This is a genomic window from Tumidithrix helvetica PCC 7403 (assembly GCF_965232925.1).
GTDB lineage: Bacteria > Cyanobacteriota > Cyanobacteriia > Pseudanabaenales > Pseudanabaenaceae > Tumidithrix > Tumidithrix helvetica.
Genome location: NZ_CBDDRA010000026.1, coordinates 20514 through 47176, shown reverse-complemented (window position 1 = coordinate 47176; position 26663 = coordinate 20514). Strand labels below are relative to the sequence as shown.

Below are 26663 nucleotides of genomic sequence, written 5' to 3'. Positions count from 1 at the left end.
TTGATTCTCAAGTTGTATTGCTTAGAATTATAGGTCATCAGTATTTATACCTAAAGACATATCAAAATATCTGCCAAGCTGTAAATATTGATACTAGTTATTCGGTAAGATTGTTAAGACAGTCTAAAAAATATTTAATATAACGTAAGGATTTTTCTATGGCGAAGCAAACTTTAGCGTCTTTAAACTCTGCGGACTTGGCTGGTAAGAAAGTGTTGGTCAGAGTGGACTTTAACGTACCTCAAGATAAAGTAACTGGTGCAATTACCGACGATACCCGCATTCGCGCTGCATTGCCCACAATTAACTATTTGACTGAAGCTGGAGCCATAGTAATCCTCACCAGTCACCTCGGCAGACCTAAAGGTGTGACTGAAAATTTGAGACTCAACCCGATCTCCGCACGTCTGTCAGAACTTCTCGGTAAGCCCGTAGCCAAGACCGATGATTGTATTGGCGATGCCGTAGCCGCAACCGTCGCTGGTCTGAGCAATGGCGATGTTGTCTTGCTTGAGAACGTACGCTTTTATCCTGAAGAAGAAAAGAACGACCCTGAGTTTGCACGTAAGTTAGCATCAGTTGCTGACATGTATGTTAACGATGCCTTTGGTGCCGCCCACCGCGCCCATGCTTCTACAGAAGGTGTCACCAAATATCTCAGCCCCTCCGTCGCAGGTTTCTTGCTCGACAAAGAGTTGCAGTACTTGAGTGGTGCGATTGATACGCCCCAACGTCCTCTGGCAGCGATCGTCGGTGGTTCTAAGGTTTCTAGCAAAATCGGTGTGATTGAAGCTTTGCTCGGTAAAGTCGACAAGCTTTTGATCGGCGGTGGCATGATCTTTACCTTTTATAAAGCCAGAGGCCTTGCCGTAGGTAAGTCCTTGGTCGAAGAAGACAAGCTCGAATTGGCAAAATCTCTCGAAGAAATCGCCAAGCAAAAAGGCGTACAACTGCTTTTGCCTACCGATGTTGTCGTAGCTGATAACTTTGCCCCTGATGCCAACTCCCAAACCGTCAGCATTGACAATATTCCCGATGGTTGGATGGGCTTAGATATTGGACCTGACTCGCTCAAGGTATTCCAAGAAGCCTTGGCTGATTGCAAGACCGTAATTTGGAATGGCCCAATGGGTGTATTTGAGTTTGATAAATTTGCAGCAGGTACAGACGGAATTGCCCACACGCTTTCTGGTCTAACTGGTTCAGGCACGATTACGATCATCGGTGGTGGTGACTCTGTAGCGGCTGTTGAGAAAGTTGGCGTAGCCGACAAGATGAGCCACATTTCTACAGGTGGTGGTGCCAGTCTCGAACTCCTAGAAGGCAAGGTACTTCCTGGTATCGCTGCTTTAAATGACGCTTAGTTTGCCGTCGGTATCTAGATCGATAGTGAGATAAATAACGAATCGGGGGGATTGGGATGGAAGTCTCAGTCCCCTCTCTATTTCAGCTATCATAACGTGGGTTCGGGTTATTGATTGTTTCTAGACCACATAAGGCGTACTAGTTTAAAACCTACCACTTTTTATAGGGTAAAAACTTTCCATTCATAGTGATCTTTACGCGATCGCCTTTTGGATCTTCTACCTTATCGACATCCAGTGTAAAGTCGATTGCACTCATAATGCCATCCCCAAACTTCTCTTGGATGACATCTTTGAGGGGCATCCCATACACCTGCATAATTTCATAAAATCGGTAGATCAGCGGATCGGTCGGCACAATTGGCCCCAAGCCTTTGACAGGACAGGCTGTTAATTCTGACACCAGATCTAAGCTCAAGCCCAATGCCTGGAGAATTTTGATTGCCTCATCTTCCGATGCGGTTCCTTGTCGGTAAAAAATTGCCGCAACGCAAACTTCATCAAGACCTAGCATCGTTTCAAAGTCAGCAAAACTGAGCCCTTTGATTTTCTTGGCAGCAAGTAACTTTGCAGTGATTTCTGGTATTCCAACGTTAGACATAATCATTCCTCATTATTTTCTAAAATTTTTCAATTGCACTCATTTCGCGCATTAGATGCTGTTCCATTTCTGATTTGAGATCGTGATAGCCAGGATACCGATCGAGATCTTCACGTTGGCGCGGACGCGGGAAAGGAACATCTAATACTCGAGCGATCGTGGCAGCAGGTCCCTTGGTCATCATCACAATTTTGTCTGAAAGCAATAAGGCTTCATCAATACTGTGGGTGATCAGAATCGCCGTTTTCTGCTTTTGCTCCCAAATACGGGCTACTTCATTTTGCAGGAACCCTCGAGTAAGCGCGTCAAGTGCACCAAATGGCTCATCCATTAACAAGATTCTGGGATTAATTGCTAATGCTCTGGCAATCCCTACACGTTGCTTCATCCCACCCGACAATTCATGGGGATGCTTTTTTTGCGCGCCCTGTAAGTTAACCAGACGGAGTTGCTCGTAGACGATTACTTCTCGATCGAATTGAGACATTTGAGGATAGACCGTAGCGATCGCAAAATCAATATTCTCCTCAACCGTCATCCAAGGCATAAGAGCGTAGTTTTGGAAAACCACTCCGCGATCGGGACCAGGTTTTTTAATCAATTTATTGTCAAGCACGATCGAACCAGTAGTTGGCTTTGATAAGCCTGCAATAATATTGAGTAAAGTAGATTTGCCACATCCAGAAGTACCAATAATCGAAACAAAAGTATTCGACTCTATTTCTAAATTGATATCTGCGATCGCAACATAATCAGGGGTAGTACGCTTGAGAATTTTATCGATCGCCGAGCTTCTGCCAGGGTAAACCTTGGAAACACCCTGAATGGAAAGATGGGGTATTGCACTGGTTGCAGTCGATTTAAATTCCATTATGATGCCCTCTGTCCAAAAGAGACCCAAGTTTGCAAAAGGCCAAATAATCGATCCAAAATCAGCCCTACTAAGCCAATCACAAAAATAGCGGTGATAATACTACTGATTTTCAAGTTATTCCATTCATTCCACACAAAGTAGCCAACTCCACCACCAAGGATGATTTCTGCCGCTACGATTACAAGCCAAGCAATGCCAAAGCTAATGCGTAAACCAGCAATAATATTGGGGGCAGCCGCAGGCAATATCACCTTATAGATGGTTCGCCAACGGGAAGCACCTAATGTACGTGCGACATTAATATAGGCTGGATCCACATTACTGACTGCAAACTTCGTATTTGCTAGGGTAGGCCAAACGCTTGTGATTGCAATGATAAACAGAGCTGTTCGCTCCGAATCACGCATCAAAGCTAGCCCTAATGGCAGCCATGCCAGTGGAGAAACAGGACGCAGAATCTGAATAAATGGATCGATCGCTTTAGATGCAATAGGTGATAAGCCCGTAATCACACCGAGGGGGACAGCAATCGCAGAGCCAAGCAAAAAACCTGTAACCACTCGTTTCAGGCTTGTGAGTAAAAGCAACCCAAGCCCCTGATCGTTGGGCCCATCGTAAAAGAAAGGATTAGTGAACCAAAACCAAGAGTCTTTAAGGGTTTGACTTGCCGAAGGCATAATCGGCAGAAAAATTTTACGCTCTACGCCCAATTCCCAAACAACTAAAAATACCAACAAGATCGCTAAAAACAGCAAAAATGCTTTTTGGTTAATCGAGAGTCTAAAAGACTGTGATTGAGAGATCATAATCAAGTTACACCTTATATTTCTTGATTTGCTCATCTACATAAGTCCCAGGAGTCTTGGGATCGAATGAGTCATATTTCAGCTTCTCAATCCGTTCTAGTTCAGTAGGGGGAGTTTGCCCTAACTCTTTTTGCAGTTCTGCCGATACTTCTGTGAGAAAGATATCCTTGGCGATCTTGTCATAGTTGGCTTTATCTTTCGGCATCAAGTCCCAGCGTACCAATTGCGATGAAATCCATTTAGAAAAGCTCTTCCAAGGATAGGGATCGAAACCAATGCGATTGGGAAAATCTTGCGTATTCCCCAATCCATCTTCAAACTTGCCAGTTAGTACTGCCTCAACCACAGGTAAGGGTTGGTTGAGATATTTACGCTCAACCAAAGCGGCTGCAACTTTTTGGCGATTGGCTGGGTTATTTGCATAACCACAAGCATCAATAATCGCTTTGTTTACGGCTCTAAATGAGTTAGGATTTGTGTCGATCCATGACTGACTGGCGGCAAAAGCACAGCAAGGATGTCCATCCCATAAATCTTTACTCAGCATGTGAATATAGCCTACTTTCTCAAACACTGCTCTTTGATTGAAAGGATCGGGCATTAGCATGGCATCAATTTCGCCAGCAGCCATTTTGGCAACACTATCAGGTGGTGGAACAGGAGAGATTTGCACATCCTTATCAGGATCGAGTCCGCCAGCGGCTAGGTAGTAGCGGATTAACATATTGTGCATTGAGAAGGGGAAAGGCACACCGATCTTAAAGCCTTTGAAATCTTTAGCCTCTTTGACTTTGTCTTTATGTTTTAAAGCAATCGTAATTGCTTGACCGTTAATGTTCTCAATGCTCGCTAGCTTGATTGGAAAAGATGCGGAGCCAACACCTAAAGTAATCGCAATTGGCATGGGGGAAAGCATATGATAAGCATCTAGCTCACCTGCGATCGCCGAATCTCTTACCGCCGCCCAATTAGGCATCTTTTTTAAGACCACTTTCAGCCCGTATTTATTGTAAAAGCCCAATGGTTCAGACATGACAATCGGAGTGGCGCAGGTAATAGGAATAAATCCAATCGTTAGGTTAGTTTTCTCTAATTTAGTTGGTGTGGCGCTGTTAGTGTTTGAAATTTCGGTGGGAGGAGTAGAATTATTGCAGCCAGACATCCCCACGATTGCGGCGGCTACCACCACTCGTTGGAGAAACTGGCGACGGCTGAACTCTCCATTGCGAATCGTATTGCTAAAGAATTCTGAAGCATGGACACCAAAGGCAGCTGCCATTGCTCGATCTAAGCCTCCCGCCTCGGTGAGAAGCTCTCGTAAAAACTGTTCTCGAACTGGATTGCCACCACCAATTTGTTGTAGTAACAGTGCTTCTTTTAACTCAACTTCTGTAAGGGTTTTGGCTAGATCTAAGGTATGAGGTTTGTAGGTTCCCATCTCGATCAAATCATCGATCAAATCTGGAGGCGATTGTGGCATACTTTCCAAAAATCCCCAGTGATCTTGAGGCATATGATCTCCGCCACAAGAACATTGGGCAGTATCTGCTAAATCGGTTGAAGACACCCTAATGGAGACTGGCATAAAGAAGTACCTTTCACGAATTAAGTACGTAGAACTGACTTGACTAGCAGTACTTGCGATCGCATTGCTTGAAAGTCATGTGTGTAAGCTATCACGCTCTTTACTAAACCCTATAGCAATATATATCGCAAAAATAGGACTTTCTTTCGATCTCCTTCACGTCCGAACTTTGGCTCTAGATTAGCTAGCAGCCATTGAGTTCCGCCAAACTTGGGGAGAGATACTGTGAATCTGCTTAAATTGACGCACAAAGTAGCTAGTATCTGGATAACCAACGATCGCTGCAATTTGATGAATAGACTGAGAGGTTGTGATTAATAAAGTACGTGCTTGTGTCATTCGTCTCTCTGTAACCCAACGTTTAACAGTTCGTCCAGTTTGGGACTGCACGAGATTAGTTAAATATGCTGGGGAATAGCCAACAGCTTCAGCAATATCACTAAGACTTATTGGTTGGTTGTAGTTTACTTCGATAAATTGAAATACCTGAGCAAGTTTTGGGCAATGGGGAAAGATTGTCTTGGTATTTGTGGGTAGAGACTCATAGCTAGATGATGTTGTGCTTGTCTGCGTTACACCTAAATGCCAAGATTTAATGGTTTCATGTCGCCTCAGTCGTGTGGTAATTGCCGATAAAAATTGTTCGACCGTACAGGGTTTTGTTAGATAATCATCTGCTCCTAGCTCCATACCTCTTCTCAAGTCTGCCATTGTGACTTTAGCGGTCAGAAAAATAAATGGAATCTTTGCTGTGGAAGCCTGCTGATGGAGTATTGAAAGCACACTGTAGCCATCCGAATCAGGCATCATAATGTCACAAACAATCAGATCGGGTAGATGCAATTTTGCCAGCTTTATACCCATAGCAGCACTCTCGGCCCCCAGAGCCTCAAATCCTTCAAGGGTTAAGCATTTGAGGAAAATATCCCTAGTTTGCGTTTCGTCTTCGATGATTAAAATCTTGTGCATCTTGCCCTCTAACGCCCGCAATCTTCGCAAAATTGCTGTAGGAGATTTTGGACTGTATTCTAAAAAATCTATTACTCTTGATAATCGGTTTAAGCTATTGTTTGTGGTGTAAAGGGCTACAGTATTGCTGTAAATAAACTTAAGAATCACCCTGAAACTCTAACCTTCAAAGCGATCACTTAACTTTCGCGAAGTCATAAATTCTGTAAAAACGCTAGCTTGACTATGGGACAAATTCATCGATTGCTATACGAACTTGGCGATCCATTGCCAATTCATCACAGATTCCCATCTGACTATCCAACTTTTGGCTCCTGCAACTTGGATGATATAGAGATAGAAGTCCATAGACTTCATTCCCAGAGCCTCTATGCTGAGGTGGAGGACTTCTTTCAGTACTATCCAAAGTCCATAGGTGTGCTGATTACAGAAGCGCAGTCCAACTCAACCTCTAAGCTTGTCGCCATGATTTCTCGCGATCGCTTTGCGGAATGGCGATCGCAACCACAATGGCAGCAGGCACTCGATCGACCTATCCATTCAATTAAAGCATGGTGGCAAGAGTCCCTAAACTATTTGCAAATCGACGCTCAGTTGAGACTCCAAGATGCTATTTCCCTGCTCTTAGATCGCCCAACTCACCAGATACAGGAGCCAGTAGTTATCCACAAGCAAACAGGGGATAGTTTAGTCAATCCCATTCGGTTGTTTGCAGCTCACACAAGCTTGACACAGTCAAAACAAGCAATCTACCAAACAAACCAAGATGTCGAGAATCTGCGACGGCAGCATCAACTCATCCTGAATGCCGTGGGAGAAGGAGTGTATGGGGTTGACCTAAGCGGTAAAGTCACCTTTGTCAACCCTGCGGCGGCTCAAATGATTGGCTGCGCTCTACAAGACCTGATCGGCAAATCGATGCACCAAGTTCTACATCACTCTAAAGCTGACAGAACTCCATATCCCTTAGAAACTTGCCCGATCTATGCTGCTTTTCAAGATGGCATCATCCATCGTGTTGCTGACGAAGTATTTTGGCGCAAAGATGGAACGAGTTTTCCTGTGGAGTACATCAGTACACCGATGCGTAACGACCAGGGACAATTAATTGGTGCAGTGGTTGCCTTTCGTGACATTACAGAACGTAAATGGGCTGAGGCTGTTTTGCATCGAGCCAATGAAGAGCTAGAGAAAATTGTAGGAGAGCGAACCTCCGAACTTTATGAAGCGAATAAAGAGCTGAGGGAATTGAGCGAACTGCGATCGCGAATGGTATCGATGGTTTGTCACGAGTTTGGCAATCCTCTCAATAATATTTTGTTCTCAGTTTCATCTTTGGAACGATATCAGGAGCAGCTATCACTAACCGAAAAACAAAGCTATATCTTTGGGATTAAAGAAAATGTGGAACGGATGGTTCAAATGATTGATGCGATTTTGAGCATTGGTAAAGTGGAAGCTAAAAATATCCAAGTTCATCCCTGTCGCTTCGATCTAATCGAGTTTTGCCACCATTTAATTTCTGAAATTCAACAGGATTCTACAAGCAATCGGATTGAATTGATTAGTCGGGCTAAACATCTATTTGTGAATGTGGATAAACATTTACTGCGATCGATTTTGGTCAATATTCTGTCTAATTCATTGCGCTATTCAGAAGAACATCTTTCAATCCAATTTAAATTGCAACGAAAAAAACAATTGCTAGTGTTTCAAGTTAGAGATCGAGGCATTGGTATTCCGTCTGAGGATTTACCTTACTTATTTGAACCTTTTTACCGAGCTTGCAATGTTAGTAATATTCCTGGTAGTGGTTTAGGTCTCCATATTGTAAAACGTTTTGTAGATTTGCTCCAAGGCAAAATCGAAGTGACTAGTAAGCTGGGTATGGGTACAACATTCAAATTTTCGTTGCCTATTTAACGTGATATACAAGCGTTCTGGGCAGGCACAGGGGCATCGCCCCTGTGCCTGCCCAGATTTATTGGATGAATAGGATTTATTTGCGAGAATTTAGCATTTATAGATTCAATAGCCTTATACCATTTTCAAAAAATGATGCAACGCATCTTTTTGAAAAGACCGCGCTCTGCGCGGAACACAAAATCCGATTTGTTTCAAATTCAAGAGAAATTGGTATTAGATAAAGGGTTTGGGATTTTCTTATCCCGAACTGAGGTTGTTTTAGTTTTTTTTCAGCTTATCGGTTTCTCCTTTTTTTGTCCTTTTTTCTTATCCCGAACTCGCGTTATCATAAGCACCATTCACGCATAACTACCGCAGATAACTCACACACAACTATTTACCGATCGCTGATAGGAGCAATGACGAATGTCTCAAGGGAAAGAAACGACAGTCCTAATTTTGAGTCTGTTAGTCACAGGTGGATTAGCAGCAGGTGGTTACTGGTATTTCCAGAAGGAGAGCAAAAATTCCGTACAAACAACCTCAACTGAGACGGCTAGTCCAACTTCATCGCCAACCCCTTCATCCACGCAAGCCCCTCCGAGTCCTGCTTCTGTGGCTTCCCTAGATACCTCTCTACCAAATCCTGCCGTGTTGGGCATTGATGGCAGTACGGCGATGGTTGCCTTAGTAAAAGACTTGCGTACTGCCTACGCTCAGGTCAATCCCAATATTCCCACTACCTTTGGTGTACCCGATGGTAGCCCAGGTGGTTCGGGCAAGGGAATTCAAAATTTAATGAATGGCTCTGTGGCGATCGCTGCCACTTCGCGTCCGCTCAAGGCCAATGAAGCGCAAGCGGGAATTCAACTCATTCCGATCGCCAAAGATGCTGTTGCAATCGTCGTTGGTGCTAGCAATCCTTTTAAAGGAAACTTAACCTCAGCCCAATTACGGGACATTTATAGTGGAAAGATTACAAATTGGTCTGAGGTGGGTGGAGCAAATTTACCCATCAAGGTGATCAATCGCGCTGCTGCTAGTGGAACCAGAGACCTATTCCAAGATGTCGTATTGAAAGGTCAAGCTTTTGCTCCTGATAGTGCCAACTTTATTACTTGGTCGCAGGACGAAACTACAGCAATCTTAAGGGCTCTCGGGAATAATGGCATCAGTTATGCCACAGTGTCGCAAGTCGAAAAACAAGAGATCGTTCGGATTGTATCGATCGATGGAGTAGCACCCACGGACATTGCCGCGCTCAAAATTGGCAAGTACCCAATCTCCCGAAATCTGTTTTTAGCAATCAAAAAGCAGACCAGTCCTGCGGTTAAGCAATTTGTCGATTTAGCCCTATCGCCCCAAGGACAGCAAATCGTGCAAAATTTAGGGTTTATTTCAATCCAATAATTAAAGTTTTAGGAGCGATCGCGAATGTCTCAAGGCAAAGAAACGGCAGTCCTAATTTTGAGTCTGTTAGTCACAGGTGGATTAGCAGCAGGTGGTTACTGGTATTTTCAAAAGACTAGCAATGAGAGCAAAAATACCGCAACAAACACTCAAACTGTGGTAGCAAGTCCAAGCCCATCTTCCACATCTACTCCATCACAGCAATCTTCTCCAAGTCCCAGTCCAACTTCTGGTGTTTCCTTAGATACCTCGCTACCAAATCCTTTGGTGTTAAGTATTGATGGCAGTACGACCATGGTCGCGATCGTTAAAGAATTGCGCAATGCCTACGCTCAGATGTATCCCAACATTCCCACCACCTTCGGCATCCCCGATGGGAGTCCAGGCGGATCGAGCAAAGGAATTCAAAATTTAATGAATGATTCCGCCGCGATCGCTGCCAGTTCGCGCCCGCTCAAGGCCAGCGAAGCGCAGGCAGGAATTCAACTCATTCCGATCGCCAAGGATGCTGTCGCGATCGTCGTAGGCATTAACAATCCCTTTAAAGGAAACTTAACCTTGCCCCAAGTACGCGACATCTATACTGGCAAAATCACCAACTGGTCTGAGGTCGGGGGGGCCAATATACCGATCAAGGTAATCAATCGAGCTACAACGAGCGGTACTAGGGACTTTTTTCAAGATGTCGTGTTAAAAGGGCAGCCTTTTGCAAGCGATAGTAGCAATTTCATCACTTGGCCGCAGGACGAAACTACAGCGATCTTAAGAGTTATAGGTGACAATGGCATCAGCTATGCCACTGTATCTCAAGTCGAAAAACAAGAGATCGTTCGGATCGTATCAATAGATGGGGTAACACCTACCGATGCTACCGCCATTAAAACAAATAAGTACCCGATTTCTCGCAACCTGTTTTTAGTAGTTCGGAAGCAGACTAGTCCTGCGGTCAAGCAATTTATCGATTTAACCCTGTCGCCTCAAGGGCAACAAATTATTCAAAGTCTAGGATTTACACCAGTTCAATAAATCCCAGACATAAAGTCTAGAAACAAACTCAAACAGCAGCCGTCACGCGATCGATTTCGCCGACGTAGGTTCCCAGACCGATCGCAGTTTTAATTAAACCGCCATCGGTCTCAACGGCACGATATTGGGAGATCGCTTCCATAATTGGTACTGCTACGATGTGGCGATTTTGCCATGCCACCATATGGTCAAATTTCTCTTGGGCAATCAGATCGACAGCACTGACCCCAAAGGCTGCACCTAAAACGCGATCCAATGCCGAAGGCTTACTACCCCGCTGGACGTGACCGAGGGTCGTGACGCGGGTTTCAATGCCCGTGCTGGTGCTGATCTGGTCGCCCAAATACTGAGCAATCCCGCCATAGAGGGACTGACCCAAACTATTGGTGTATTTGACCGCTTCACCAGTTTCGGTTTTTACGGCTTCGGCGACGACCATCGTACTAAAGTTGATGCCCCGATCGCGGCGATCGCTTAAGGTCTTACAGATTTTTTCCATGCTATAGGGAATCTCAGGAATGAGAATCACATGCGCACCGCCAGCAATCCCTGCACTCACGGCAATATGCCCCGCATCGCGTCCCATCACTTCTAAAATCATGACGCGGCTGTGACTGATCGCCGTGTAGGTGAGGCGATCTAAGGCTTCAACCGCAACATCGACAGCCGTATTGAAACCTACGGAATATTCGGTAGCGCCGAGATCGTTATCAATGGTTTTGGGAACGGCAACGAGATTTAAATTACCCTTTTGGGCAAGTTTGCGTAAAATTGCCAGACTGCCATCGCCACCCACCACAATTAGGGCATCTAGCTCCAGTTGCTTGTAACCTTCAATTACTTCATCGGAGCGATCGACAAGACTGCCATCGGGCATGGGAAAAGCGAAGGGATTGCCTTTATTGATCGTGCCTAGAATGGTGCCGCCATATCTCAGAATGCCAGAAACCTTTTTAATATCAAGGAGTTCGGCATCAACGGGGCGATTCATCAATCCTTGGGTCGAATCTTTAATCCCATAGATCTCTATGTCATAGTCTCGGGCTCGCCGCACTACGGCTCTAGTCACCGCGTTTAAGCCACCACAATCACCGCCACTGGTGAGAATACCAACACGCTTGGGTTTACTCATGCAATACCTTACTTAACTCACAATGTATGAACTTAGCTTTATCTAGCCTTTGAACTAGAAAATTGCAGGTTGTCTCAAGGATCGCTCAGGCAATGCAAATAAGTAGCATCAATAAACACAAATCCGAGAACGCGAAAATGGGCGCAAAAAGATAAGCACCACAGGAACTTATGATTCCTCGGTGCTTATCCCAAATAATTTCTAATAATTTAATGATTGCTTCTTGAAAACTTGAGTTTCTAAGTCTGACGATCTAAATTAGTCACCTAATTCGATCTTCAGCTTAATAGAGAAAACTCAACAAGCTACGTTGGTTGTTTGGTTACAGAGAAGAACCAAGACCGATATAAGAACCATAGAAAAACAAACCGACTACAACAAGCACACTAGTTCCAGCAACAGTTGCTACCAACCATAAGGGAATACGCCCACCTTCAGTCATCGTTTACACCTCTATAAAATAAGTTTTATCTGAATTTTGATTCAAATCGGCGATCTAAGTTTCTATTTGAGTTTTGGCTTGAAGTTTGTAAAGCTAGCAACCTAACCAGTACGAACAACTAGTTAAAGAAATAGCTCGAAAACAACAAAACAGTAACAAAAATAAGCAGCAAACCCAAAAAGAGCGATGTACGGTTTAGCTCTACAGGTTGGCTATTAGGATTTTTGGGAGCCATGAATAATAAGACCTCTAAATTCTCTGGGTTAATCAGTAGTGTCTAACGAGAAATGAACTGCATAGCAGTGATTGCGCCAATGAAGAATACAGTGGGTACGCCGAGGGCATGGATTGCCAACCAACGCACTGTAAATACTGGATATTGAACGGGTTGATTTGAGTTAGTCATAACAGCAGTTTAAATAATGAATCTTGGTTTTAGGGGGAGATTTCCTAACTATTATTTAGCCGCCGCAGGGATTTCTTGGCTGGCATCGTAGCGATCGCGAAGCACTGGTGCTGTTTGGCGATCGGGGGTGTAGTACTCATTGGGTCTAGGCGTACCAAACACGTCATAGGCAAGACCTGTTTGCACAAATAGCCAACCTGCTAAAAACAAAGCGGGAATCGTCAAGCTATGAATTAGCCAATAACGAATACTTGTAATAATGTCTGAGAATGGACGTTCTCCAGTCGTTCCTGCCATAACAGTCCTCTATAGGTTTATATCTAAAATCGTGATGCTTAAATAATAATTTACTATTGTACCAAGTTAGAAATACCAACTTAGAAATACCAACATGGAAATCAGGAAGATCGACCTCGCAGAACGAGACGAGATTCTTCGTGGGGATCGATATGCCTACAGCCAGTGGTTTCATCAAGAATTTAAAGTCTCTCAATTAGGGACAATTAATCCTGACGATGTTTTTGTTGCCGCGATCGCGGGCAAAATAGCTGCCGCCCTGCAAAATTTCCGCTTTCGACAATCGGTACGAGGGATTGTCAAACCGATGGGAGGTATTGGAGGGGTATGGACATATCCAGAATATCGCAATCAAGGCTGTGTTAAAAATTTAATCAAAGCCACTTTTATAGAGATGCAAACCAAGGGGATCTGCGTCAGTATGTTGCAGCCCTTTAAAGAAAGCTTTTACGCTGCCTTTGGCTATGTGACCGCCAACGCAAATTTAGAGCTAAAAGTCCCGATTCAAGCCTTGCGTCACTATCTCAGCCAAAATTCACCATCCCCCACAATCTCAGAACCGATCGCTCGTTGGCAGTGGGAGCGCCAACCTGCTAGCGATCTAAAAGATCCGATTTTAACGTTTATATCGGCTTTGCCACCCCAGCAACATCATGGGTTAGCAATACCGGATCTGACCTACGAACAATGGTGTCTTTGGTACAGACATAAGATCTGTGTTTCTGTGAAACATAACGGTGAAACCTTGGCGATCGCCCTCTACAACATCGACAGCCGCACGACCAAGGAAGGTGGCACGAGGTGCATCGATATCTATGCCATGTTTTGGAAGAATCTAGAAGCTCGCGATCGCCTCATGGCTTTTTTTGCCAACCATCGCGATCAGATCGACTACGTTACAATGTCGGTTCCAGCAAATAGCCATTTTCATACTCTATTTAGGGATGCCCCACATCCGATCGAAGCGATCGTTTCTCATCAGCCTTGGATGGTAAGAGTTATGGATGTGGCTGAGGCTTTGAGGGATTTGCCCGGACCTGCGATCGGAGAAGTTGCGATCGCTGTATCCGATCCACTTTGTGCGTGGAATCAAGGTGTCTTTATATTGCAAAGTCAAGAAGGTAAATTAACCGTAACGCGGAGAGACGAAGTTAAACCCGATCTTTATGCCACGATTGAGGGAATATCGTCGTTGGTTTATGGCACATTGCCCCTAGAGGAGCTATTTTACAAACAATGGCTTAAAGTTCCAAATCATAATGATAACGATTCTATTGCTCCTTCCAGTGACCTAACTCATATTCTAGAACAATGGTTTCCTGCCTTCCTTATCTTCAACCCATTTAAGTTTTAGTTTTTTAGCATTGTCAGTTGTTAGTGCAAAAAAGATTGATAACTGATAGCCAAATCATATTTCTTGTCAAGTTGAGATGCTGTGAAAGCAGGAGAACCACATCTGTTGGAAGCTCCAAAATGGTTTTACTGGTGGATAGATAGTCTGATTCGGCGAAGGATCTCATCTATCTATCCCCCTTTTGAATGTGGTTAGAGGGCTGGAGGTAAACTGATGTTGTTATTCTGGTAGTTTTCCCATAATTCAAATCCCTTTTTAAGTCTTTGTTTAGATGTATCCCTATAGGCTTTGACTTCAGACTGCAACAACTTCTTCATTACAGGTTGCTTGGACAAATTTAGCAGTTCCTTTAATTCATCTTCCGAAAAATCGGCCTCCAGTCTTGCTGCGTAGGCATCTTTAAAATGTTTCCATCCAATCTCTCTTACAAACATTTTTTTGAAACTTTCGTGGATTTTAAGCTCAACCCCCGAACCGACTAATGCGCCCATCATCTGATCTAAATGCATATCATACCGTTTTGCGATTCCTACCTCTACCAGCAACTCGCTCGCTAACTTATGTTTGGAGGTCTCTTTGGCAGATGTTTTGGAGTGAGCTTCATCTAAAGGGAGTTGTTGAGAATTTGCTGCATATACTGCGACGAAGGTACAGCAGACCGCCAGTAACAATGCTAGAAACCTTGAAAATTGCAACTTCACTTTGAGCATTTGAATTTAATTACCTCAGCTTCAATCGACGACCTCACCAATTCAACCCAAATTACGGCTGAATTCTCTTGCTATCTTAGTTTTTTACTCCTGTCAAAACAAGTCAAACCTATAGGTTTTTATGCAATGCCGATCGCGCTTATCTATAACCTATTTACATATTGCTTTTAAGGCGATCGCCTTAAAAATAGCCAATCGCTGTTTGTCAATTTCAACTGGGGCTTTGGATAGCGATCGCATCTATACAAGCTTCAAGCTAAGAGCGATCGCTAGCAGGAATCGCAGATTATTCCATTTCAAGGGTAAAATGCTGTTGCTGCAAACAAGGCTTCATTATGCGACTCTGTATCAACCCCCATTGCAAATCTAGCGATCGTCAAAATCCAGACACCGTAGATTTTTGTGAGAACTGTCAATGCGAATTGCTGATCGATCGCACCTATGTTGTAAAGCGTTTGCTCAGTGACAATACTGGCTTTGGCACAATCTATGAGGTAGAAAATGCGAAGCAACAGCCCAGGGTGCTGAAAATCCTTAGGTCTGAATTTAACGAACAGCCTAAAACCATCTCGCTTTTCCAACAAGAAGCTCTAATATTAGGTAAAATTGATTCTCCAGGATTACCCAAAATTGATGGCTATATCCATCACCCTCTGCCAGATAACACGATTTTGCATGGCATTGTGATGGAAAAAGTTGAAGGAATCAATCTCTATGAATGGATAACTACCCATAAGCCCGTCTCCGAGAAAATTGCGATCGCCTGGCTGCGTCAAATCATGCGGGTATTACAAATCGTGCATCAAAACGGTTATTTTCATCGCGATATCAAACCCGAAAATATTATGCTCAAACCATCGGGGAAGCTGACTTTGATTGACTTTGGCACAGCACGAGAAGCTACCTATACCTATCTGGCAAAGATCGGCAGTTTAGGCGGCATCACGAAAATAAATTCTGCTGGCTATACTGCGCCAGAGCAGTCGCGCGGCTTTGCGATTCCACAATCAGATTTTTATTCTTTAGGAATGACTTTCATCCATTTAGCGACGGGTAAACATCCCCTCGATCTGCACGACCCCCATACAGACATCTATAATTGGCGTCCATCTGCGATGCAGCTCTCTGATGATTTTGCCCAACTATTAGAACGTTTAATTTCGCCTAGACCCGTCGATCGCCCCGCTGACTGCGCTGCAATTTTACACAATCTTGACGAACTCGATCGCTTATCCAAAGAGAATCAAACCGAACGCCAAAACCAAGCAAAGAAAAAGATCGAACAGCAAACCAGAAATAAGATTTGGCTAAGTTTCGCGATCGTCGCCTTTTTGGGGTTGACAGTCTATGCGCTCGCCATTTTCTATCGTCTTCTTCCTTCACCGATTCCACTACCAACTCCGATCGTTCAGCCTAAATAATTGATGCAACTTCCTCTCTTAAAATTTCTCGCAAATGAATACGAGCAGGTAAACATTTCGTCCGCCCTCTAATGTTTCACCCATTTGAACATGTGTATCAGCAATAGAATTCGTTCCTACAATACGAATTCGATCTTATTTAATTTCCATTTCTAAAGAACCAATCATCAGTTGCGTAGATGCTTTAGCAACCGTTCAAATCCTTCGGGTAAAGGCGCGATCGCTTCAATTGCCTCACCACTGACAGGATGGGTAAAGGTCAAACGCCAAGCATGTAATGCCTGTCCTGTTAGATATTTCGCGAATTGCTTTGCCATTGCCTTAGCATTGGGGCTATAAACGGGATCGTTGGCGATCGCATGTCCCATATGCGCTGCATGTACGCGAATTTGATGGGTGCGCCCCGTTTCTAGATCGAATTTTAATAGGGAGAAATTGCGCAATACCTCTTGGACTTGCCAATGGGTAATCGCAGGTCTGCCATCTGCTACTACTGCCATCTTTTTGCGATCGTTCCTATGCCGACCAATTGGGGCAACAATCGTGCCAGAACTCATTTTAGGGATGCCATGTACGATACCCAAATATTCTCGTCGTGCCGTTTTAGCTTGGATTTGCGCTTGTAAATGTTGATGCGCTTGGTCAGTCTTAGCAACCACGATCGCGCCACTCGTGTCTTTGTCTAGGCGATGCACAATGCCAGGACGCTGAACGCCATTAATTCCCGACAAACTACTGCTAGATCGGTTGTTGCCTAGTAAAAGATTCGGATCTTCCTCTAATTCGTCAAGCTCTGGAGTTCGATCCCCTAAAATTCGATCCAGTGAAATTTGACAATGAGCCAGTAGTGCATTCACCAAGGTACCATCCTCATGACCTGGGGCGGGATGGACAACCAAGCCTGCGGGTTTATTAATTACCAACAGATGCTCATCTTCATAAAGAATATCTAGTGGAATTGACTGTGCGATTAGGTCAAGAGGCTTCGCTGCGGGAATTTCAATTGTCAGGCGATCGCCACTTTTTACCAAGGTTTTCTTATCGTCACAAACGCGGTCATTTAGGCATACCAAGCCAGATTCGATCAGTTTTTGCAAGCGCGATCGCGACAGATCTGGGAGTTGTTGAGTCAGAAAGCGATCGAGCCGATCGGCAACCAGATCGGGTGGTACAGCAATCATTAAATGGGCGTTTGGGATATCCAATGGAGCTGAAGAAAGCATAGCCATAGATTCATGATGAGTTCTAATATTTAGCCGTTTTCCTAAGCCTATTTCTAGAGTAGATCGAATGGGGATTTCTGGGGGTAGTAAGTTTTGGGTAGCATATTTGTCATAATGGTTAATTATTCGTGGCATTCACAAAAGTTACCAAACAAAAACTATCGTGGCTCATACTTTTTTGATGCAACCAGGCAGGTGGTCGTTTGAAGGCAGTTGGCTAGACCGCGAAGCTTTAGCGATTCCTGTAAAGGGGAGAACATTAGTCGGGTGGTCTAAGGATAACTTTTGGTTCACGATGGTGACCGAGCTGACCTTTCCTGAAAGCGATCGCGCCAAAGTTACCTTAACCTATCGGGGCCGCATCGATGCGGATGAACGTAGATTTACGTTTGTGCTAGATCATAGTGAAATGGGCCGAGTTGAAGGCGAAGGCTTGGTCGCCCCTGATTCGATCGTGCAACGCTATTGGGTGATGGGTGACAAGAAAATGCGTACGGGTTTTCAAACACTCTATAAACTAGATGCCGATCGCTATCTTTTGTCTAGTGGCATTGTTGGGGGACAAAACCTAGAAAGTACCATGGAAGCCGTTCTCACGCGGCAACATTAGTATCTTTGTTTGTCAGTTGTCAGTTGTCAGTATGGATACCGATAACCGATAACCGATGACTAAATCACCGATCGCTAAATAACCGATAACCCTTTACCTTTTTCCTTAAAATGTAACCCTGATAGCGGATAGCTCAGTGTTGAGCGATACAATAAATCCAACGTAGGTTTTTTGAGGGGTTAAATGCTAACAGATAACGATCGCGTCCAGGTGCTCAGCGAAGCTTTGCCCTATATGCAGAAATTTGCAGGGCGAACCATTGTCGTCAAATATGGCGGTGCGGCGATGAAAGAAGAACACTTACGACAGGGCGTGATGCGTGATGTCGTCACGATGTCATTTATGGGGCTTCGTCCAGTTTTAGTCCATGGAGGCGGGCCTGAGATCAATACATGGCTGACTAAATTAAATATTCAGCCCCAATTCATTAATGGCTTGCGCGTTACCGATGCGCCCACGATGGAAGTCGTAGAAATGGTACTGGTTGGGCGCGTAAATAAGCAGATTGTGGAGCTAATCAATCTTGAAGGGGGCTCTGCTGTAGGTTTGTGTGGCAAAGATGGCAATTTGATCCGTGCTAGACCTCAAGGTGACGAAGCGATCGGGTTTGTCGGCGAAGTCAGTAGTATTGACATCAGGTTATTAGATACCCTACTCAAGGCTGGTCATATTCCTGTAGTTTCTAGTGTGGCTTGTGATGAAACAGGTCAGGCTTACAATATCAATGCGGATACAGTTGCGGGTGAGTTGGCAGCGGCTCTGGGTGCTGAAAAACTCGTACTCCTCACTGATATCTCAGGAATTTTAGAAGATTACAAGGATCCAAGTAGTCTAATTCATAGTTTGAGTATTCAACAGGCGAGAGAGCTGATCGAGAGAGGTGTGGTCAGTGGTGGCATGATTCCTAAGGTACAATGCTGCGTGCGATCGCTTGCTCAGGGCGTCAAGGCAGCTCATATTGTGGATGGGCGCGTGCCTCATTCTCTGTTGCTAGAGGTGTTTACCAATAGCGGCGTGGGTTCGATGTTAGTTGCCTCCGATCCAGCGAATGGTGAAATTATCTAAGATTGGTTAATTTCTGACAAATATCAAATCCTCAAGGGCAAAGCATTTGCAAAGCAGTCTTTTCTTCGATCGCAGATCTACTGATGCGAATGCTTCGCTCCCACTATTCTTTAAGAACTCATTACCAAAGTGTCTGGTCAGCCGCCCAAATCTGATGATTCTGATTCTAAACCCACTGCTCAACCCAGTGCTAAAGCTACTGACCAACCAACGGATAAGCCTATTGTTCAACCCAGTGCTAAATCAAGTTCTAAACCGAGTTTTATATCAAGGTTTACACCAAGGTTTAAGTTAAAACCTAACGGAAAAATCACTTTTTCGATTTGGCTATGGCTGGCAATTTTGCTGCTTTGTAGTTCCTTAATTAACACCCTGTTAGTTTTGTTGATGGTTTACCAGCGATATCTGGCGATCGCTGGGATTGCGATCTTGTTATTACTACCAACCATTACGACCTTGACGGACTACTCCTTGACGGCTTGGGGTTATGTTTTGAGCGGGGTGGTAATTTTCGCAGCTTTAATCTTTTGGGCAAAGGCTTCGGCTGTTACCTTGATTATTGCGGCAATTATTTGGATTGGAATTATCGCGATTCCAATAACCGTTGAAAAAATGATCGGAGCATCCTTTAGCCGAGTAACCACAATAATTATATTGAGTATGGTTTGTCTGCTTGGCTTAGCGATCGCTTGGTTGACCGTTTGGTATCAGAGTTGAGGTTCCGAAATTCCGATCGACTTCCTTGCCAGCTTTTCACTTTGACATGTCTAACATCCTTTGCATCGGGCGTAGCGCTGCCAACCGAATTGACTCATCTAAGGTAACTTCAGGGGTTCGATGCTTCATGGCAAGATAGAGCTTTTCTAAGGTGTTTAGACGCATGTGGGGGCACTGATTGCAAGCACAACCATTATCAGGTGGCGCAGGAATCAATAATTTTGCGGGTGCCATCTTTTGCATCTGATGGATCACACCTTCTTCAGTAACAACGATGAATGCTTGACTGGAACTAGTCTGCACGTATTTTAAAAGCCCCGTAGTCGAGCCAATATAGTCAGCATGTCTCAGGACATTGGGTTCGCATTCAGGGTGAGCAATAATTTCGGCATGGGGATGCTCTTGTTTGAGTTCCACCAATTTACGCTCTGAAAAGATCTCATGCACGATGCAAGCACCTTGCCACAGCACCAAATCTCGACCCGTCTGTTCGGCAACATAGCGCCCCAAATTGCGATCGGGCGCGAAGATAATCGGCTGGTCTTTAGGAATTTGATTGATGATCGCGACAGCATTGGCACTCGTACAGATAATATCGCTCATCGCTTTAATCGCTGCCGAGCAATTTATGTAGGAAATTACCAAATGATCGGGATGTTTGGCTTTAAATTCGGCAAATTGTTCGGGAGGGCAACTGTCTGCGAGAGAACAACCTGCGTTTAAATCTGGTAAGAGAACCTGTTTATTGGGGTTAAAAATTTTGGCTGTTTCTGCCATGAAATGAACGCCCAAAAATACGATGACATCGGCTTGACAGTTGGCAGCAGCTTGAGAGAGACCCAACGAATCGCCGATATAGTCTGCAACGTCCTGTAGGTCAGGCTCTTGGTAATAGTGTGCAAGAATGACAGCATTGAGTTGCTGCTTGAGTTCAGCGATCGCCTCAAACAGATCGTGAGGTATTTGAGAGAATGCTGTTGCTGGTTGTTGTCGATCGCTTTTGGGTAAGGTAAGAAACACGGCTTGCCTCGGCTAGTTAGTAGGTGAAGGAGTTTATATTGCTTATCATCTTTAAGATGCAAATAATTATAGTATAAATTACCAAAATATACTACTCCTATAGGTAGATTTTGCAGGAATTTAGATCCTCGACATTTTCTAAAAGTCGGGGATCTTGCGCCAATTCCCAAGCAATCACCTAATCACTTTCTTCTCGCCAAGCTTGGGGTTGTTGAAAATGATAAATATCTCTAATTAACTGCGCCCAGCTATCAGTGAGAGAATCTAGAATGCGATCGCCTTTCTCTTTGGTCGCCACCGTCGGGTCGCCCAAAACGCCACTCTTACTCAAATCTCTGGTGACCCAAGCAAAAGGGCTAGCTCCTTCCATAGATAGCAAACTGTGCTGCGGTAAACCATGGGGATATTCTGTAATGGCTTTATCCATATGCACGCGATCGGGTAAAAGCGATAGCATGACACTGGTCTCGGCATCACCCCCGTGAATTCCCAACTCCATTTCCTTAGCAGTTAGGAATTCGGCGGCGACATGAGGAACTCGCCATGTAAATAGAGGAAACACCATAAAGTCTGGATATTTCTGATGGATGTCTCTCGCGACTAATTCTAAAATTTGCGGTTGTCCACCGTGGGAGTTCATCAATACGAGTTTGCGAAATCCCGCTCGATAAATGCACTCGGCGATATCCGTTAAAATGGCAAGCATGGTTTGAGTGGTCAGCGTAATCGTGCCCGCAAAATCATCGTGTTCGCTAGATTTGCCATAGTAAAGCGGTGGCAAGCTATAGGCGGGAATTTCTGGTTCTAGTTTCTCAAGTGCTTTACCTAATACGCCCATACTAATGGCTGCATCCACCACAAGCGGTAAATGCGCACCATGTTGCTCGATCGCCCCCATCGGTTGCACGATCGCTACATTCGCCTTGTTAGGCATCGCCGCAATCTCCTGCCAAGTCAGGTAAGCAAAAAAGCGATCGGGGGGAATAAAAGAGTGAATCATATGCGCTCACGCCATAACCAGTAAAAACAACTGTAACTTGCGTATCATTGTAATAGTAAGATTCAAAGCAGTTTTTGTGGTTACCACCTAAAACTCGTAGCATTCGTCATAAGCTTGCGAAAACACCCAGAACGCTCAGGAAAATCATCATGAAAGGCGGCATCCGCATCGGCAAAATCTTTGGCATTCCCCTACACCTCGATCCATCGTGGTTTTTAATCGTGGGGTTAATGACTTTTTGGTTTAGCGCAGCCTATGCCAAGTTGTCCCCCAATTTTTCATGGGCATATGGTTTATTAACTGCCCTGTTACTGTTTTTGTCTGTACTTCTGCATGAACTCGGTCATAGCCTCACGGCGAAAGCACATGGTATTGAAGTTACTTCAATTACCCTGTACCCCTTTGGTGGAACCTCTTCCTTCGATCGCGAGTTTAAGAGTCCTTGGATCCTATTTAGCGTTTCGATCGCTGGACCTTTGGTCAATCTAGTTTTGGGTATTTTGTTGACTGGTTTGGCTTGGTCTATTGCTGGAGATGGTATTTTCATCACAACTAGTCCTAAGACTATGGATAATCTGGTTGCCAACGTGGGCACACTCAGAACGATTTGGGGCTTTATGGTGTTAAATATTGCCTATATCAACATTATTCTAGGCGTGTTTAACCTAATTCCTGGATTGCCTCTAGATGGGGGACAAGTACTCAAAGCCGCAGTATGGCAAATTACAGGCGATCGCACGACAGGTATTCGTTGGGCAGCTAGATCGGGGCAGATTTTAGGGATTGTGGCAATGCTTCAAGGTGTCCTGTTGATTGCGAGTCAACGTCTGTTTGACGGCTTCTTTCTGATGCTACTGGGATGGTTTGTGATGAATCAAGCCTTGCGCCACCTTCAAATCACCAACCTTCAGCAGGCCTTACAGGAACTCACTGCCGAAGAAGCCATGACCAGGGACTTTCGCATTGTGGATGCTGATATGACCCTACGCAGGTTTGCCGATGAGTTTTTGCTCATGGAAGATAAGAATGCCGAACCTGTGTATTTTGCGGCTTCCAATGGGCGCGATCGCGGCATCATTTTAGCTGAAGAAATTCGTCATGTCGATCGCAGTGAATGGGAAAACAAAACCCTACATAGTATCGTTAAACCCCTACCATCGATTGACTCGGTAGAGCTAAAGACCAAAATTCCATCGGTAATTAATTTGCTAGAAGAAAAGAAGGCTCGCTATTTGCCCGTTCTTTCTCAAGTCGGCTCCGTTGCTGGTATTGTCGATCGTGGCGATGTGATTCGGGCTTTATCTCGCAAATTTAACTGGAAAATTCCTGAAACCTATATCCAAAACATCAAAAAAGAAGGGAAGTTCCCACCCGAACTTCCGCTTGCGGATATTGCTGCCCAGATCCCCTAGCGATCGCGAGTTTCAGAAAATCGATTTAGCAACTTTACGCCAAATCTTCTATCCATTCTCAGCAACGCGATGTAAGGTCTTCTCGCCGATCGCTTTGTACCTTGGATTATCCACCAATCCTGTTTCTAATAGTACGACTCCAAAAAAAATTGCGCATCCTTTGGCACGTTGCAGGGTTGCCTCGGAAATATTTGCATAGGCAGCGATCGCTTGCTGACGAGTATGGCGATCGCCAAAAAGCATCCATATCGAAGCGAGATCTGTGGCAATATCACCTGATGTCATATCGCCCCAATCGATTTTGAAGTTCAGAGACTGGCTTTCCACTCGAACTTAAATTCTTCTGTACCTGCTTAGGACGACCCTACGAATTTCAAATCAAACTTGCTACTGTTTGATTACCTGCTCTGATTTTTTAACCCAAACTTATACCAATTTTACTTAGAGTTGCAACAGATCGAGATTTGAGTTCCGCGCTCCGCGCGGTCTTTCAAAAGATAATGCGTCGCATTATCTTTTGAAAATGGTATTACATTAGCGATGAAGCTAATATCGAATCCTCAAATACCATTGTTTATTATGATTTCCAATTACCAAAAACTATCAAGGGTAATCATTTCTTTCTCCTCTGACTCGCGTCCTGGGGAGGATGGCGGTGTTGATTCGCGTTTTGCTGTTTTAGAGACAGCATTTTCTGGACTCGAAGCCTTCACCTTTAACGGTTCATCGCTTGATTCGTCTGCAAACTCAAATTCATGAAATAGAGGCTCGATAAACCGATTGGTTGTTCTTTCGCTTTCAACTTCAACTATGTTGTTTTGCGATTGGGCATTTACAAGAGCTTCAGAGGGTGGTTTCGCTTGAGGAGTCGATTGCAGATAATTCGGCGAATTAGGAACGACCTTCTCTTCAAAGCCAAAATCATTCAAAAAATCACCTACTGTCAGAGACTGTTCGCGATCGCCGATCGAATCTGGGGAAGAAATTGGATTAGTCGCGATCGCCTGTTTAGACTCTGGATTGGAACGATTGGGTTCTAGGTCTTGAATCAAATCATCCAGCACATTGTCAGAGACCGTAGTAAATCCACGTTGGTTCTTTGAATTTGCATCTATTCCTAAATCTACAACTCGATAATTTACACTTTGTTCGATACTCTGCGCTGCTGCAATTGGAGTAATTGGTGGAGTAATTGGTGTGTCATTAACATCTAGGGTAATGCCACTATGCTGTTTAGGGGTCGGTACTTCTTCATCTGGGGCGGGTTCAAAATATACCTGCGTTACCAAACGAATTTTAACCTTTTGCCAAGGTTGCCCTGGCTGTAAAACGGAAACGTTGGTGATGATTTGATCGCCTTTCTCATCGGTACTGCTATATTCAGCGATCGTATCCAAAAGATGTCTGAGGTTTGGGTTCGTCGCAACCGAAGAGAAAGAAAAGTTGGATTTATTGATTGCCTGCATCAGTTCTGAAAGCGTGGCTAGACATCTAACTGTTCCAACCCGATCGTCAATAAATCGAATAATGATGTCCTGATATTCTTGCTGGTTGCGATTTAGTTGAGACAGCTTCTGCACGAGAATAATTCCCTTCTGATTTTTGATTGGATCGAGCAGTGTTGTGGTGCTCTCAGGAGGAATTGACAACGAGCTTTCGATAGGCGTCAAAGAAAACTCGCTTTCCCATATCAAAGCTTTCGTATCTACCCTACGCGCAGCGATGCGTACCTGTTTGACAGATTCCACTTGTAAAATTACCATGCCTCGGTGGATGAGATCCACAACCGACTTTTGATTGGGAAGTTGGGCTGACAGCAAAACAATCCGCAGGCATTCCCCTTCCATACTAGCTTGGGCAACAATCCCCTTGGGTTGTAGAGAGCGGTTGATTAATGCAGCGATCGCAGTGGCATCCCCCTGCTTAGCCATCTCTAAAATGCTTAACTGCTGTGTCATATTCTTTACCAGAACGACTGTAATTTGCTCTTACGGCGCATCTCTAGATTTTAATGAAAAGCCCTTGCAGAATGGGCACGGAAACCAGCCTACCCTAAACCTGGTCGATCAAAATCATGATTTGGCTGATACTGTCCCCCACAAGACTCTCGGTCATCTTATCAACGTAGCCTTGTCTATTTTCAAACAAATTGTCAAGAGATTGTAATAAGTTTTCTGGATTTAGATCCTCTTCTGGCAAAACCGCACTATATCCCTGTTTCTGAAAAGATTGAGCGTTGAGAATTTGGTCGCCCCGACTGGCAGCTTTAGACAAGGGAATTAGTAAATGGGGCTTTTTGAGGGCTAGCCATTCAAAAATTGAGTTAGCACCCGCCCTAGAAACAATTACATCCGCGATCGCTAAAACATCTGCTAGTTCGCTACCCAAATATTCAAATTGTTTGTAGTGTTTGTAGCGATCGAATGCTGGATTGAGGTTATTTTTGCCGCACACATGCACGACTTGAAATTTCTGGGTAAGTACCTCTAAAACTGACCAAATCGCTTGATTAATTTTGCCCGAACCCGTGCTGCCACCCACCACAAACAAAACGGGTAGCTCTGTACTAAACTCACAGAGTTGCCTACCGATTTCAGGATTCCCTTTGAGAATTTCCTGCCGAATTGGAAGCCCCGTACATACTGTCCTATTGGAATACTTCCGTAGGTGTTTCAGCGTCTCGGGAAAGGTGACGCAGATCTGTGTAGCTAAAGGGAGCGAAATTTTGTTAGCCAATCCTGGGGTAATGTCAGACTCATGGACGATAACGGGAATTCGTTGCAGCCAACTTGCCAAAATTACGGGCACGGTCACAAACCCACCCTTAGAAAATACAACTTGGGGCTTTAGGCGTTTAAGGGCGCAATAAGCATCAAAAATCCCTTTAATCACCTTAAAGGGATCGGTAAAGTTTTTGAGATCGAAATATCGTCTGAGTTTGCCAGAGGCAATGCCATGATAGGGAATCCCAAGGTCGGTAATTAGCTGCTTTTCAATGCCATTGGCTGAGCCAATGTATTCAACCTGCCAGCCAGACGCTTTGAGCTTTGGCAAGAGAGCAATATTGGGCGTCACATGCCCTGCCGTGCCACCCCCTGTGAGAATAATTTTTTTAGATTCTCGCAATTGGGATGGCTGTTGGCTTGACATGGGATTCAGAATTTGTGACTCACCCCATTTTATCTATGTTTGTTACGCTTCGCAGCGAGGAATTCGAGTTTAGCGGTTAGCAAAAAGTTATCGTCGGACGATCTTCGTCTAAAGCTGATTTCCTTTATGAATCCCTGTGGGATAGGCGGCGATATGAGATCGGG

Annotated in this window: 28 protein-coding genes; 11 read left to right on the top strand and 17 right to left on the bottom strand. The window is 44.4% G+C overall.

Going from position 1 to position 26663, the window contains the following annotated elements:
- Positions 1 to 158: 158 nt before the first annotated feature.
- On the top strand, positions 159 to 1364 hold the full coding sequence (locus tag ACP2WE_RS20310; protein WP_425217358.1) for a phosphoglycerate kinase: 1206 nt from the start codon (positions 159 to 161) through the stop codon (positions 1362 to 1364).
- Positions 1365 to 1515: 151 nt separating this feature from the next.
- Here ACP2WE_RS20310 and cynS read toward each other — a convergent pair whose 3' ends face one another.
- The 5 genes from cynS to ACP2WE_RS20285 form a co-directional block, all read right to left on the bottom strand.
- Entirely contained in the window at positions 1516 to 1965 is a 450-nt protein-coding gene (gene cynS, locus ACP2WE_RS20305) for a cyanase (protein WP_425217357.1), read from the bottom strand.
- Between the two features lie 19 nt (positions 1966 to 1984).
- Positions 1985 to 2836, bottom strand: a complete 852-nt coding sequence (locus ACP2WE_RS20300; protein ID WP_425217356.1) for an ABC transporter ATP-binding protein — start codon at positions 2834 to 2836, stop codon at positions 1985 to 1987.
- Positions 2836 to 3645 (bottom strand): ABC transporter permease, encoded by an 810-nt coding sequence (locus tag ACP2WE_RS20295; RefSeq protein WP_425217355.1) that lies wholly within the window; start codon positions 3643 to 3645, stop codon positions 2836 to 2838. The genes ACP2WE_RS20300 and ACP2WE_RS20295 overlap by 1 nt, the downstream gene beginning before the upstream one ends.
- 7 nt (positions 3646 to 3652) lie before the next feature.
- Positions 3653 to 5230, bottom strand: coding sequence for a CmpA/NrtA family ABC transporter substrate-binding protein (locus ACP2WE_RS20290; protein WP_425217354.1), 1578 nt, complete (start codon positions 5228 to 5230; stop codon positions 3653 to 3655).
- Between the two features lie 180 nt (positions 5231 to 5410).
- Complete coding sequence (locus tag ACP2WE_RS20285; RefSeq protein ID WP_425217353.1) at positions 5411 to 6199, bottom strand: response regulator transcription factor; 789 nt, start codon at positions 6197 to 6199, stop codon at positions 5411 to 5413.
- A 225-nt stretch (positions 6200 to 6424) separates the two neighbouring features.
- On the opposite strand from ACP2WE_RS20285, the gene ACP2WE_RS20280 reads away from it, so the two are divergent.
- The 3 genes from ACP2WE_RS20280 (at position 6425) to ACP2WE_RS20270 (ending at position 10540) form a co-directional block, all read left to right on the top strand.
- On the top strand, positions 6425 to 8122 hold the full coding sequence (locus ACP2WE_RS20280; protein ID WP_425217352.1) for a sensor histidine kinase: 1698 nt from the start codon (positions 6425 to 6427) through the stop codon (positions 8120 to 8122).
- A 408-nt stretch (positions 8123 to 8530) separates the two neighbouring features.
- Positions 8531 to 9514: a phosphate ABC transporter substrate-binding protein gene (locus ACP2WE_RS20275; RefSeq protein WP_425217351.1), complete on the top strand. Its 984-nt coding sequence runs from the start codon at positions 8531 to 8533 to the stop codon at positions 9512 to 9514.
- Between the two features lie 24 nt (positions 9515 to 9538).
- Positions 9539 to 10540: a phosphate ABC transporter substrate-binding protein gene (locus ACP2WE_RS20270; RefSeq protein WP_425217350.1), complete on the top strand. Its 1002-nt coding sequence runs from the start codon at positions 9539 to 9541 to the stop codon at positions 10538 to 10540.
- Between the two features lie 28 nt (positions 10541 to 10568).
- Here ACP2WE_RS20270 and ACP2WE_RS20265 read toward each other — a convergent pair whose 3' ends face one another.
- The 5 genes from ACP2WE_RS20265 to psbE form a co-directional block, all read right to left on the bottom strand.
- On the bottom strand, positions 10569 to 11672 hold the full coding sequence (locus ACP2WE_RS20265; RefSeq protein ID WP_425217349.1) for an ATP-dependent 6-phosphofructokinase: 1104 nt from the start codon (positions 11670 to 11672) through the stop codon (positions 10569 to 10571).
- 322 nt (positions 11673 to 11994) lie between these two features.
- Entirely contained in the window at positions 11995 to 12114 is a 120-nt protein-coding gene (locus ACP2WE_RS20260; protein ID WP_425217348.1) for a photosystem II reaction center protein J, read from the bottom strand.
- 118 nt (positions 12115 to 12232) lie between these two features.
- On the bottom strand, positions 12233 to 12349 hold the full coding sequence (gene psbL / locus ACP2WE_RS20255; RefSeq protein ID WP_071590099.1) for a photosystem II reaction center protein PsbL: 117 nt from the start codon (positions 12347 to 12349) through the stop codon (positions 12233 to 12235).
- 42 nt (positions 12350 to 12391) lie between these two features.
- A complete protein-coding gene (gene psbF, locus ACP2WE_RS20250) occupies positions 12392 to 12520 on the bottom strand; it encodes a cytochrome b559 subunit beta (protein ID WP_330483169.1) in 129 nt (42 codons plus the stop codon).
- A 51-nt stretch (positions 12521 to 12571) separates the two neighbouring features.
- Complete coding sequence (gene psbE / locus ACP2WE_RS20245) at positions 12572 to 12817, bottom strand: cytochrome b559 subunit alpha (RefSeq protein ID WP_330483168.1); 246 nt, start codon at positions 12815 to 12817, stop codon at positions 12572 to 12574.
- Positions 12818 to 12911: 94 nt separating this feature from the next.
- On the opposite strand from psbE, the gene ACP2WE_RS20240 reads away from it, so the two are divergent.
- Positions 12912 to 14171: a GNAT family N-acetyltransferase gene (locus ACP2WE_RS20240; protein WP_425217347.1), complete on the top strand. Its 1260-nt coding sequence runs from the start codon at positions 12912 to 12914 to the stop codon at positions 14169 to 14171.
- Positions 14172 to 14362: 191 nt separating this feature from the next.
- On the opposite strand, the gene ACP2WE_RS20235 is transcribed toward ACP2WE_RS20240, so the two are convergent.
- The gene (locus ACP2WE_RS20235; RefSeq protein WP_425217346.1) at positions 14363 to 14881 is read right to left on the bottom strand and encodes a DUF2059 domain-containing protein; all 519 of its coding nucleotides are present in this window, start codon (positions 14879 to 14881) and stop codon (positions 14363 to 14365) included.
- 121 nt (positions 14882 to 15002) lie between these two features.
- Between ACP2WE_RS20235 and ACP2WE_RS20230 the strand changes: the two genes are divergently transcribed.
- Both ACP2WE_RS20230 and ACP2WE_RS20225 read left to right on the top strand, forming a co-directional pair.
- Complete coding sequence (locus tag ACP2WE_RS20230) at positions 15003 to 15251, top strand: hypothetical protein (RefSeq protein ID WP_425217345.1); 249 nt, start codon at positions 15003 to 15005, stop codon at positions 15249 to 15251.
- Positions 15217 to 16302, top strand: coding sequence for a serine/threonine protein kinase (locus tag ACP2WE_RS20225; protein WP_425217344.1), 1086 nt, complete (start codon positions 15217 to 15219; stop codon positions 16300 to 16302). The genes ACP2WE_RS20230 and ACP2WE_RS20225 overlap by 35 nt, the downstream gene beginning before the upstream one ends.
- A gap of 167 nt (positions 16303 to 16469) precedes the next feature.
- Here ACP2WE_RS20225 and ACP2WE_RS20220 read toward each other — a convergent pair whose 3' ends face one another.
- Positions 16470 to 17483, bottom strand: coding sequence for an RluA family pseudouridine synthase (locus tag ACP2WE_RS20220; protein ID WP_425217388.1), 1014 nt, complete (start codon positions 17481 to 17483; stop codon positions 16470 to 16472).
- A 205-nt stretch (positions 17484 to 17688) separates the two neighbouring features.
- Between ACP2WE_RS20220 and ACP2WE_RS20215 the strand changes: the two genes are divergently transcribed.
- The 3 genes from ACP2WE_RS20215 to ACP2WE_RS20205 all read left to right on the top strand — a co-directional run bounded on the left by ACP2WE_RS20215 (position 17689) and on the right by ACP2WE_RS20205 (position 19917).
- Positions 17689 to 18135 (top strand): hypothetical protein, encoded by a 447-nt coding sequence (locus ACP2WE_RS20215; protein ID WP_425217343.1) that lies wholly within the window; start codon positions 17689 to 17691, stop codon positions 18133 to 18135.
- 183 nt (positions 18136 to 18318) lie between these two features.
- Complete coding sequence (gene argB, locus ACP2WE_RS20210; RefSeq protein ID WP_330483602.1) at positions 18319 to 19200, top strand: acetylglutamate kinase; 882 nt, start codon at positions 18319 to 18321, stop codon at positions 19198 to 19200.
- Between the two features lie 129 nt (positions 19201 to 19329).
- Entirely contained in the window at positions 19330 to 19917 is a 588-nt protein-coding gene (locus ACP2WE_RS20205) for a hypothetical protein (protein ID WP_425217342.1), read from the top strand.
- A gap of 36 nt (positions 19918 to 19953) precedes the next feature.
- Here ACP2WE_RS20205 and nadA read toward each other — a convergent pair whose 3' ends face one another.
- Together nadA and ACP2WE_RS20195 are read right to left on the bottom strand one after the other, a co-directional pair.
- The gene (gene nadA / locus ACP2WE_RS20200) at positions 19954 to 20937 is read right to left on the bottom strand and encodes a quinolinate synthase NadA (protein WP_425217341.1); all 984 of its coding nucleotides are present in this window, start codon (positions 20935 to 20937) and stop codon (positions 19954 to 19956) included.
- A 178-nt stretch (positions 20938 to 21115) separates the two neighbouring features.
- Positions 21116 to 21937 (bottom strand): creatininase family protein, encoded by an 822-nt coding sequence (locus ACP2WE_RS20195; RefSeq protein WP_425217340.1) that lies wholly within the window; start codon positions 21935 to 21937, stop codon positions 21116 to 21118.
- Positions 21938 to 22086: 149 nt separating this feature from the next.
- Between ACP2WE_RS20195 and ACP2WE_RS20190 the strand changes: the two genes are divergently transcribed.
- Positions 22087 to 23349 (top strand): site-2 protease family protein, encoded by a 1263-nt coding sequence (locus ACP2WE_RS20190; protein WP_425217339.1) that lies wholly within the window; start codon positions 22087 to 22089, stop codon positions 23347 to 23349.
- Positions 23350 to 23397: 48 nt separating this feature from the next.
- Here ACP2WE_RS20190 and ACP2WE_RS20185 read toward each other — a convergent pair whose 3' ends face one another.
- From ACP2WE_RS20185 to murG, 3 genes are all read right to left on the bottom strand, one after another.
- Positions 23398 to 23676, bottom strand: coding sequence for a protein kinase family protein (locus tag ACP2WE_RS20185; protein WP_425217338.1), 279 nt, complete (start codon positions 23674 to 23676; stop codon positions 23398 to 23400).
- Between the two features lie 263 nt (positions 23677 to 23939).
- The gene (locus tag ACP2WE_RS20180; RefSeq protein WP_425217337.1) at positions 23940 to 25307 is read right to left on the bottom strand and encodes a hypothetical protein; all 1368 of its coding nucleotides are present in this window, start codon (positions 25305 to 25307) and stop codon (positions 23940 to 23942) included.
- Between the two features lie 94 nt (positions 25308 to 25401).
- A complete protein-coding gene (gene murG, locus ACP2WE_RS20175; protein ID WP_425217336.1) occupies positions 25402 to 26499 on the bottom strand; it encodes an undecaprenyldiphospho-muramoylpentapeptide beta-N-acetylglucosaminyltransferase in 1098 nt (365 codons plus the stop codon).
- Positions 26500 to 26663 lie beyond the last annotated feature (164 nt).

Coding starts and splice junctions, on each gene's coding strand:
- ACP2WE_RS20310 (WP_425217358.1), top strand. CDS start 159: ATGGCGAAGCAAACTTTAGCGTCTTTAAACTCTGCGGACTTGGCTGGT.
- cynS (WP_425217357.1), bottom strand. CDS start 1,965: ATGTCTAACGTTGGAATACCAGAAATCACTGCAAAGTTACTTGCTGCC.
- ACP2WE_RS20300 (WP_425217356.1), bottom strand. CDS start 2,836: ATGGAATTTAAATCGACTGCAACCAGTGCAATACCCCATCTTTCCATT.
- ACP2WE_RS20295 (WP_425217355.1), bottom strand. CDS start 3,645: ATGATCTCTCAATCACAGTCTTTTAGACTCTCGATTAACCAAAAAGCA.
- ACP2WE_RS20290 (WP_425217354.1), bottom strand. CDS start 5,230: ATGCCAGTCTCCATTAGGGTGTCTTCAACCGATTTAGCAGATACTGCC.
- ACP2WE_RS20285 (WP_425217353.1), bottom strand. CDS start 6,199: ATGCACAAGATTTTAATCATCGAAGACGAAACGCAAACTAGGGATATT.
- ACP2WE_RS20280 (WP_425217352.1), top strand. CDS start 6,425: ATGGGACAAATTCATCGATTGCTATACGAACTTGGCGATCCATTGCCA.
- ACP2WE_RS20275 (WP_425217351.1), top strand. CDS start 8,531: ATGTCTCAAGGGAAAGAAACGACAGTCCTAATTTTGAGTCTGTTAGTC.
- ACP2WE_RS20270 (WP_425217350.1), top strand. CDS start 9,539: ATGTCTCAAGGCAAAGAAACGGCAGTCCTAATTTTGAGTCTGTTAGTC.
- ACP2WE_RS20265 (WP_425217349.1), bottom strand. CDS start 11,672: ATGAGTAAACCCAAGCGTGTTGGTATTCTCACCAGTGGCGGTGATTGT.
- ACP2WE_RS20260 (WP_425217348.1), bottom strand. CDS start 12,114: ATGACTGAAGGTGGGCGTATTCCCTTATGGTTGGTAGCAACTGTTGCT.
- psbL (WP_071590099.1), bottom strand. CDS start 12,349: ATGGCTCCCAAAAATCCTAATAGCCAACCTGTAGAGCTAAACCGTACA.
- psbF (WP_330483169.1), bottom strand. CDS start 12,520: ATGACTAACTCAAATCAACCCGTTCAATATCCAGTATTTACAGTGCGT.
- psbE (WP_330483168.1), bottom strand. CDS start 12,817: ATGGCAGGAACGACTGGAGAACGTCCATTCTCAGACATTATTACAAGT.
- ACP2WE_RS20240 (WP_425217347.1), top strand. CDS start 12,912: ATGGAAATCAGGAAGATCGACCTCGCAGAACGAGACGAGATTCTTCGT.
- ACP2WE_RS20235 (WP_425217346.1), bottom strand. CDS start 14,881: ATGCTCAAAGTGAAGTTGCAATTTTCAAGGTTTCTAGCATTGTTACTG.
- ACP2WE_RS20230 (WP_425217345.1), top strand. CDS start 15,003: ATGCAATGCCGATCGCGCTTATCTATAACCTATTTACATATTGCTTTT.
- ACP2WE_RS20225 (WP_425217344.1), top strand. CDS start 15,217: ATGCGACTCTGTATCAACCCCCATTGCAAATCTAGCGATCGTCAAAAT.
- ACP2WE_RS20220 (WP_425217388.1), bottom strand. CDS start 17,483: ATGATTGCTGTACCACCCGATCTGGTTGCCGATCGGCTCGATCGCTTT.
- argB (WP_330483602.1), top strand. CDS start 18,319: ATGCTAACAGATAACGATCGCGTCCAGGTGCTCAGCGAAGCTTTGCCC.
- ACP2WE_RS20195 (WP_425217340.1), bottom strand. CDS start 21,937: ATGATTCACTCTTTTATTCCCCCCGATCGCTTTTTTGCTTACCTGACT.
- ACP2WE_RS20190 (WP_425217339.1), top strand. CDS start 22,087: ATGAAAGGCGGCATCCGCATCGGCAAAATCTTTGGCATTCCCCTACAC.
- ACP2WE_RS20180 (WP_425217337.1), bottom strand. CDS start 25,307: ATGACACAGCAGTTAAGCATTTTAGAGATGGCTAAGCAGGGGGATGCC.
- murG (WP_425217336.1), bottom strand. CDS start 26,499: ATGTCAAGCCAACAGCCATCCCAATTGCGAGAATCTAAAAAAATTATT.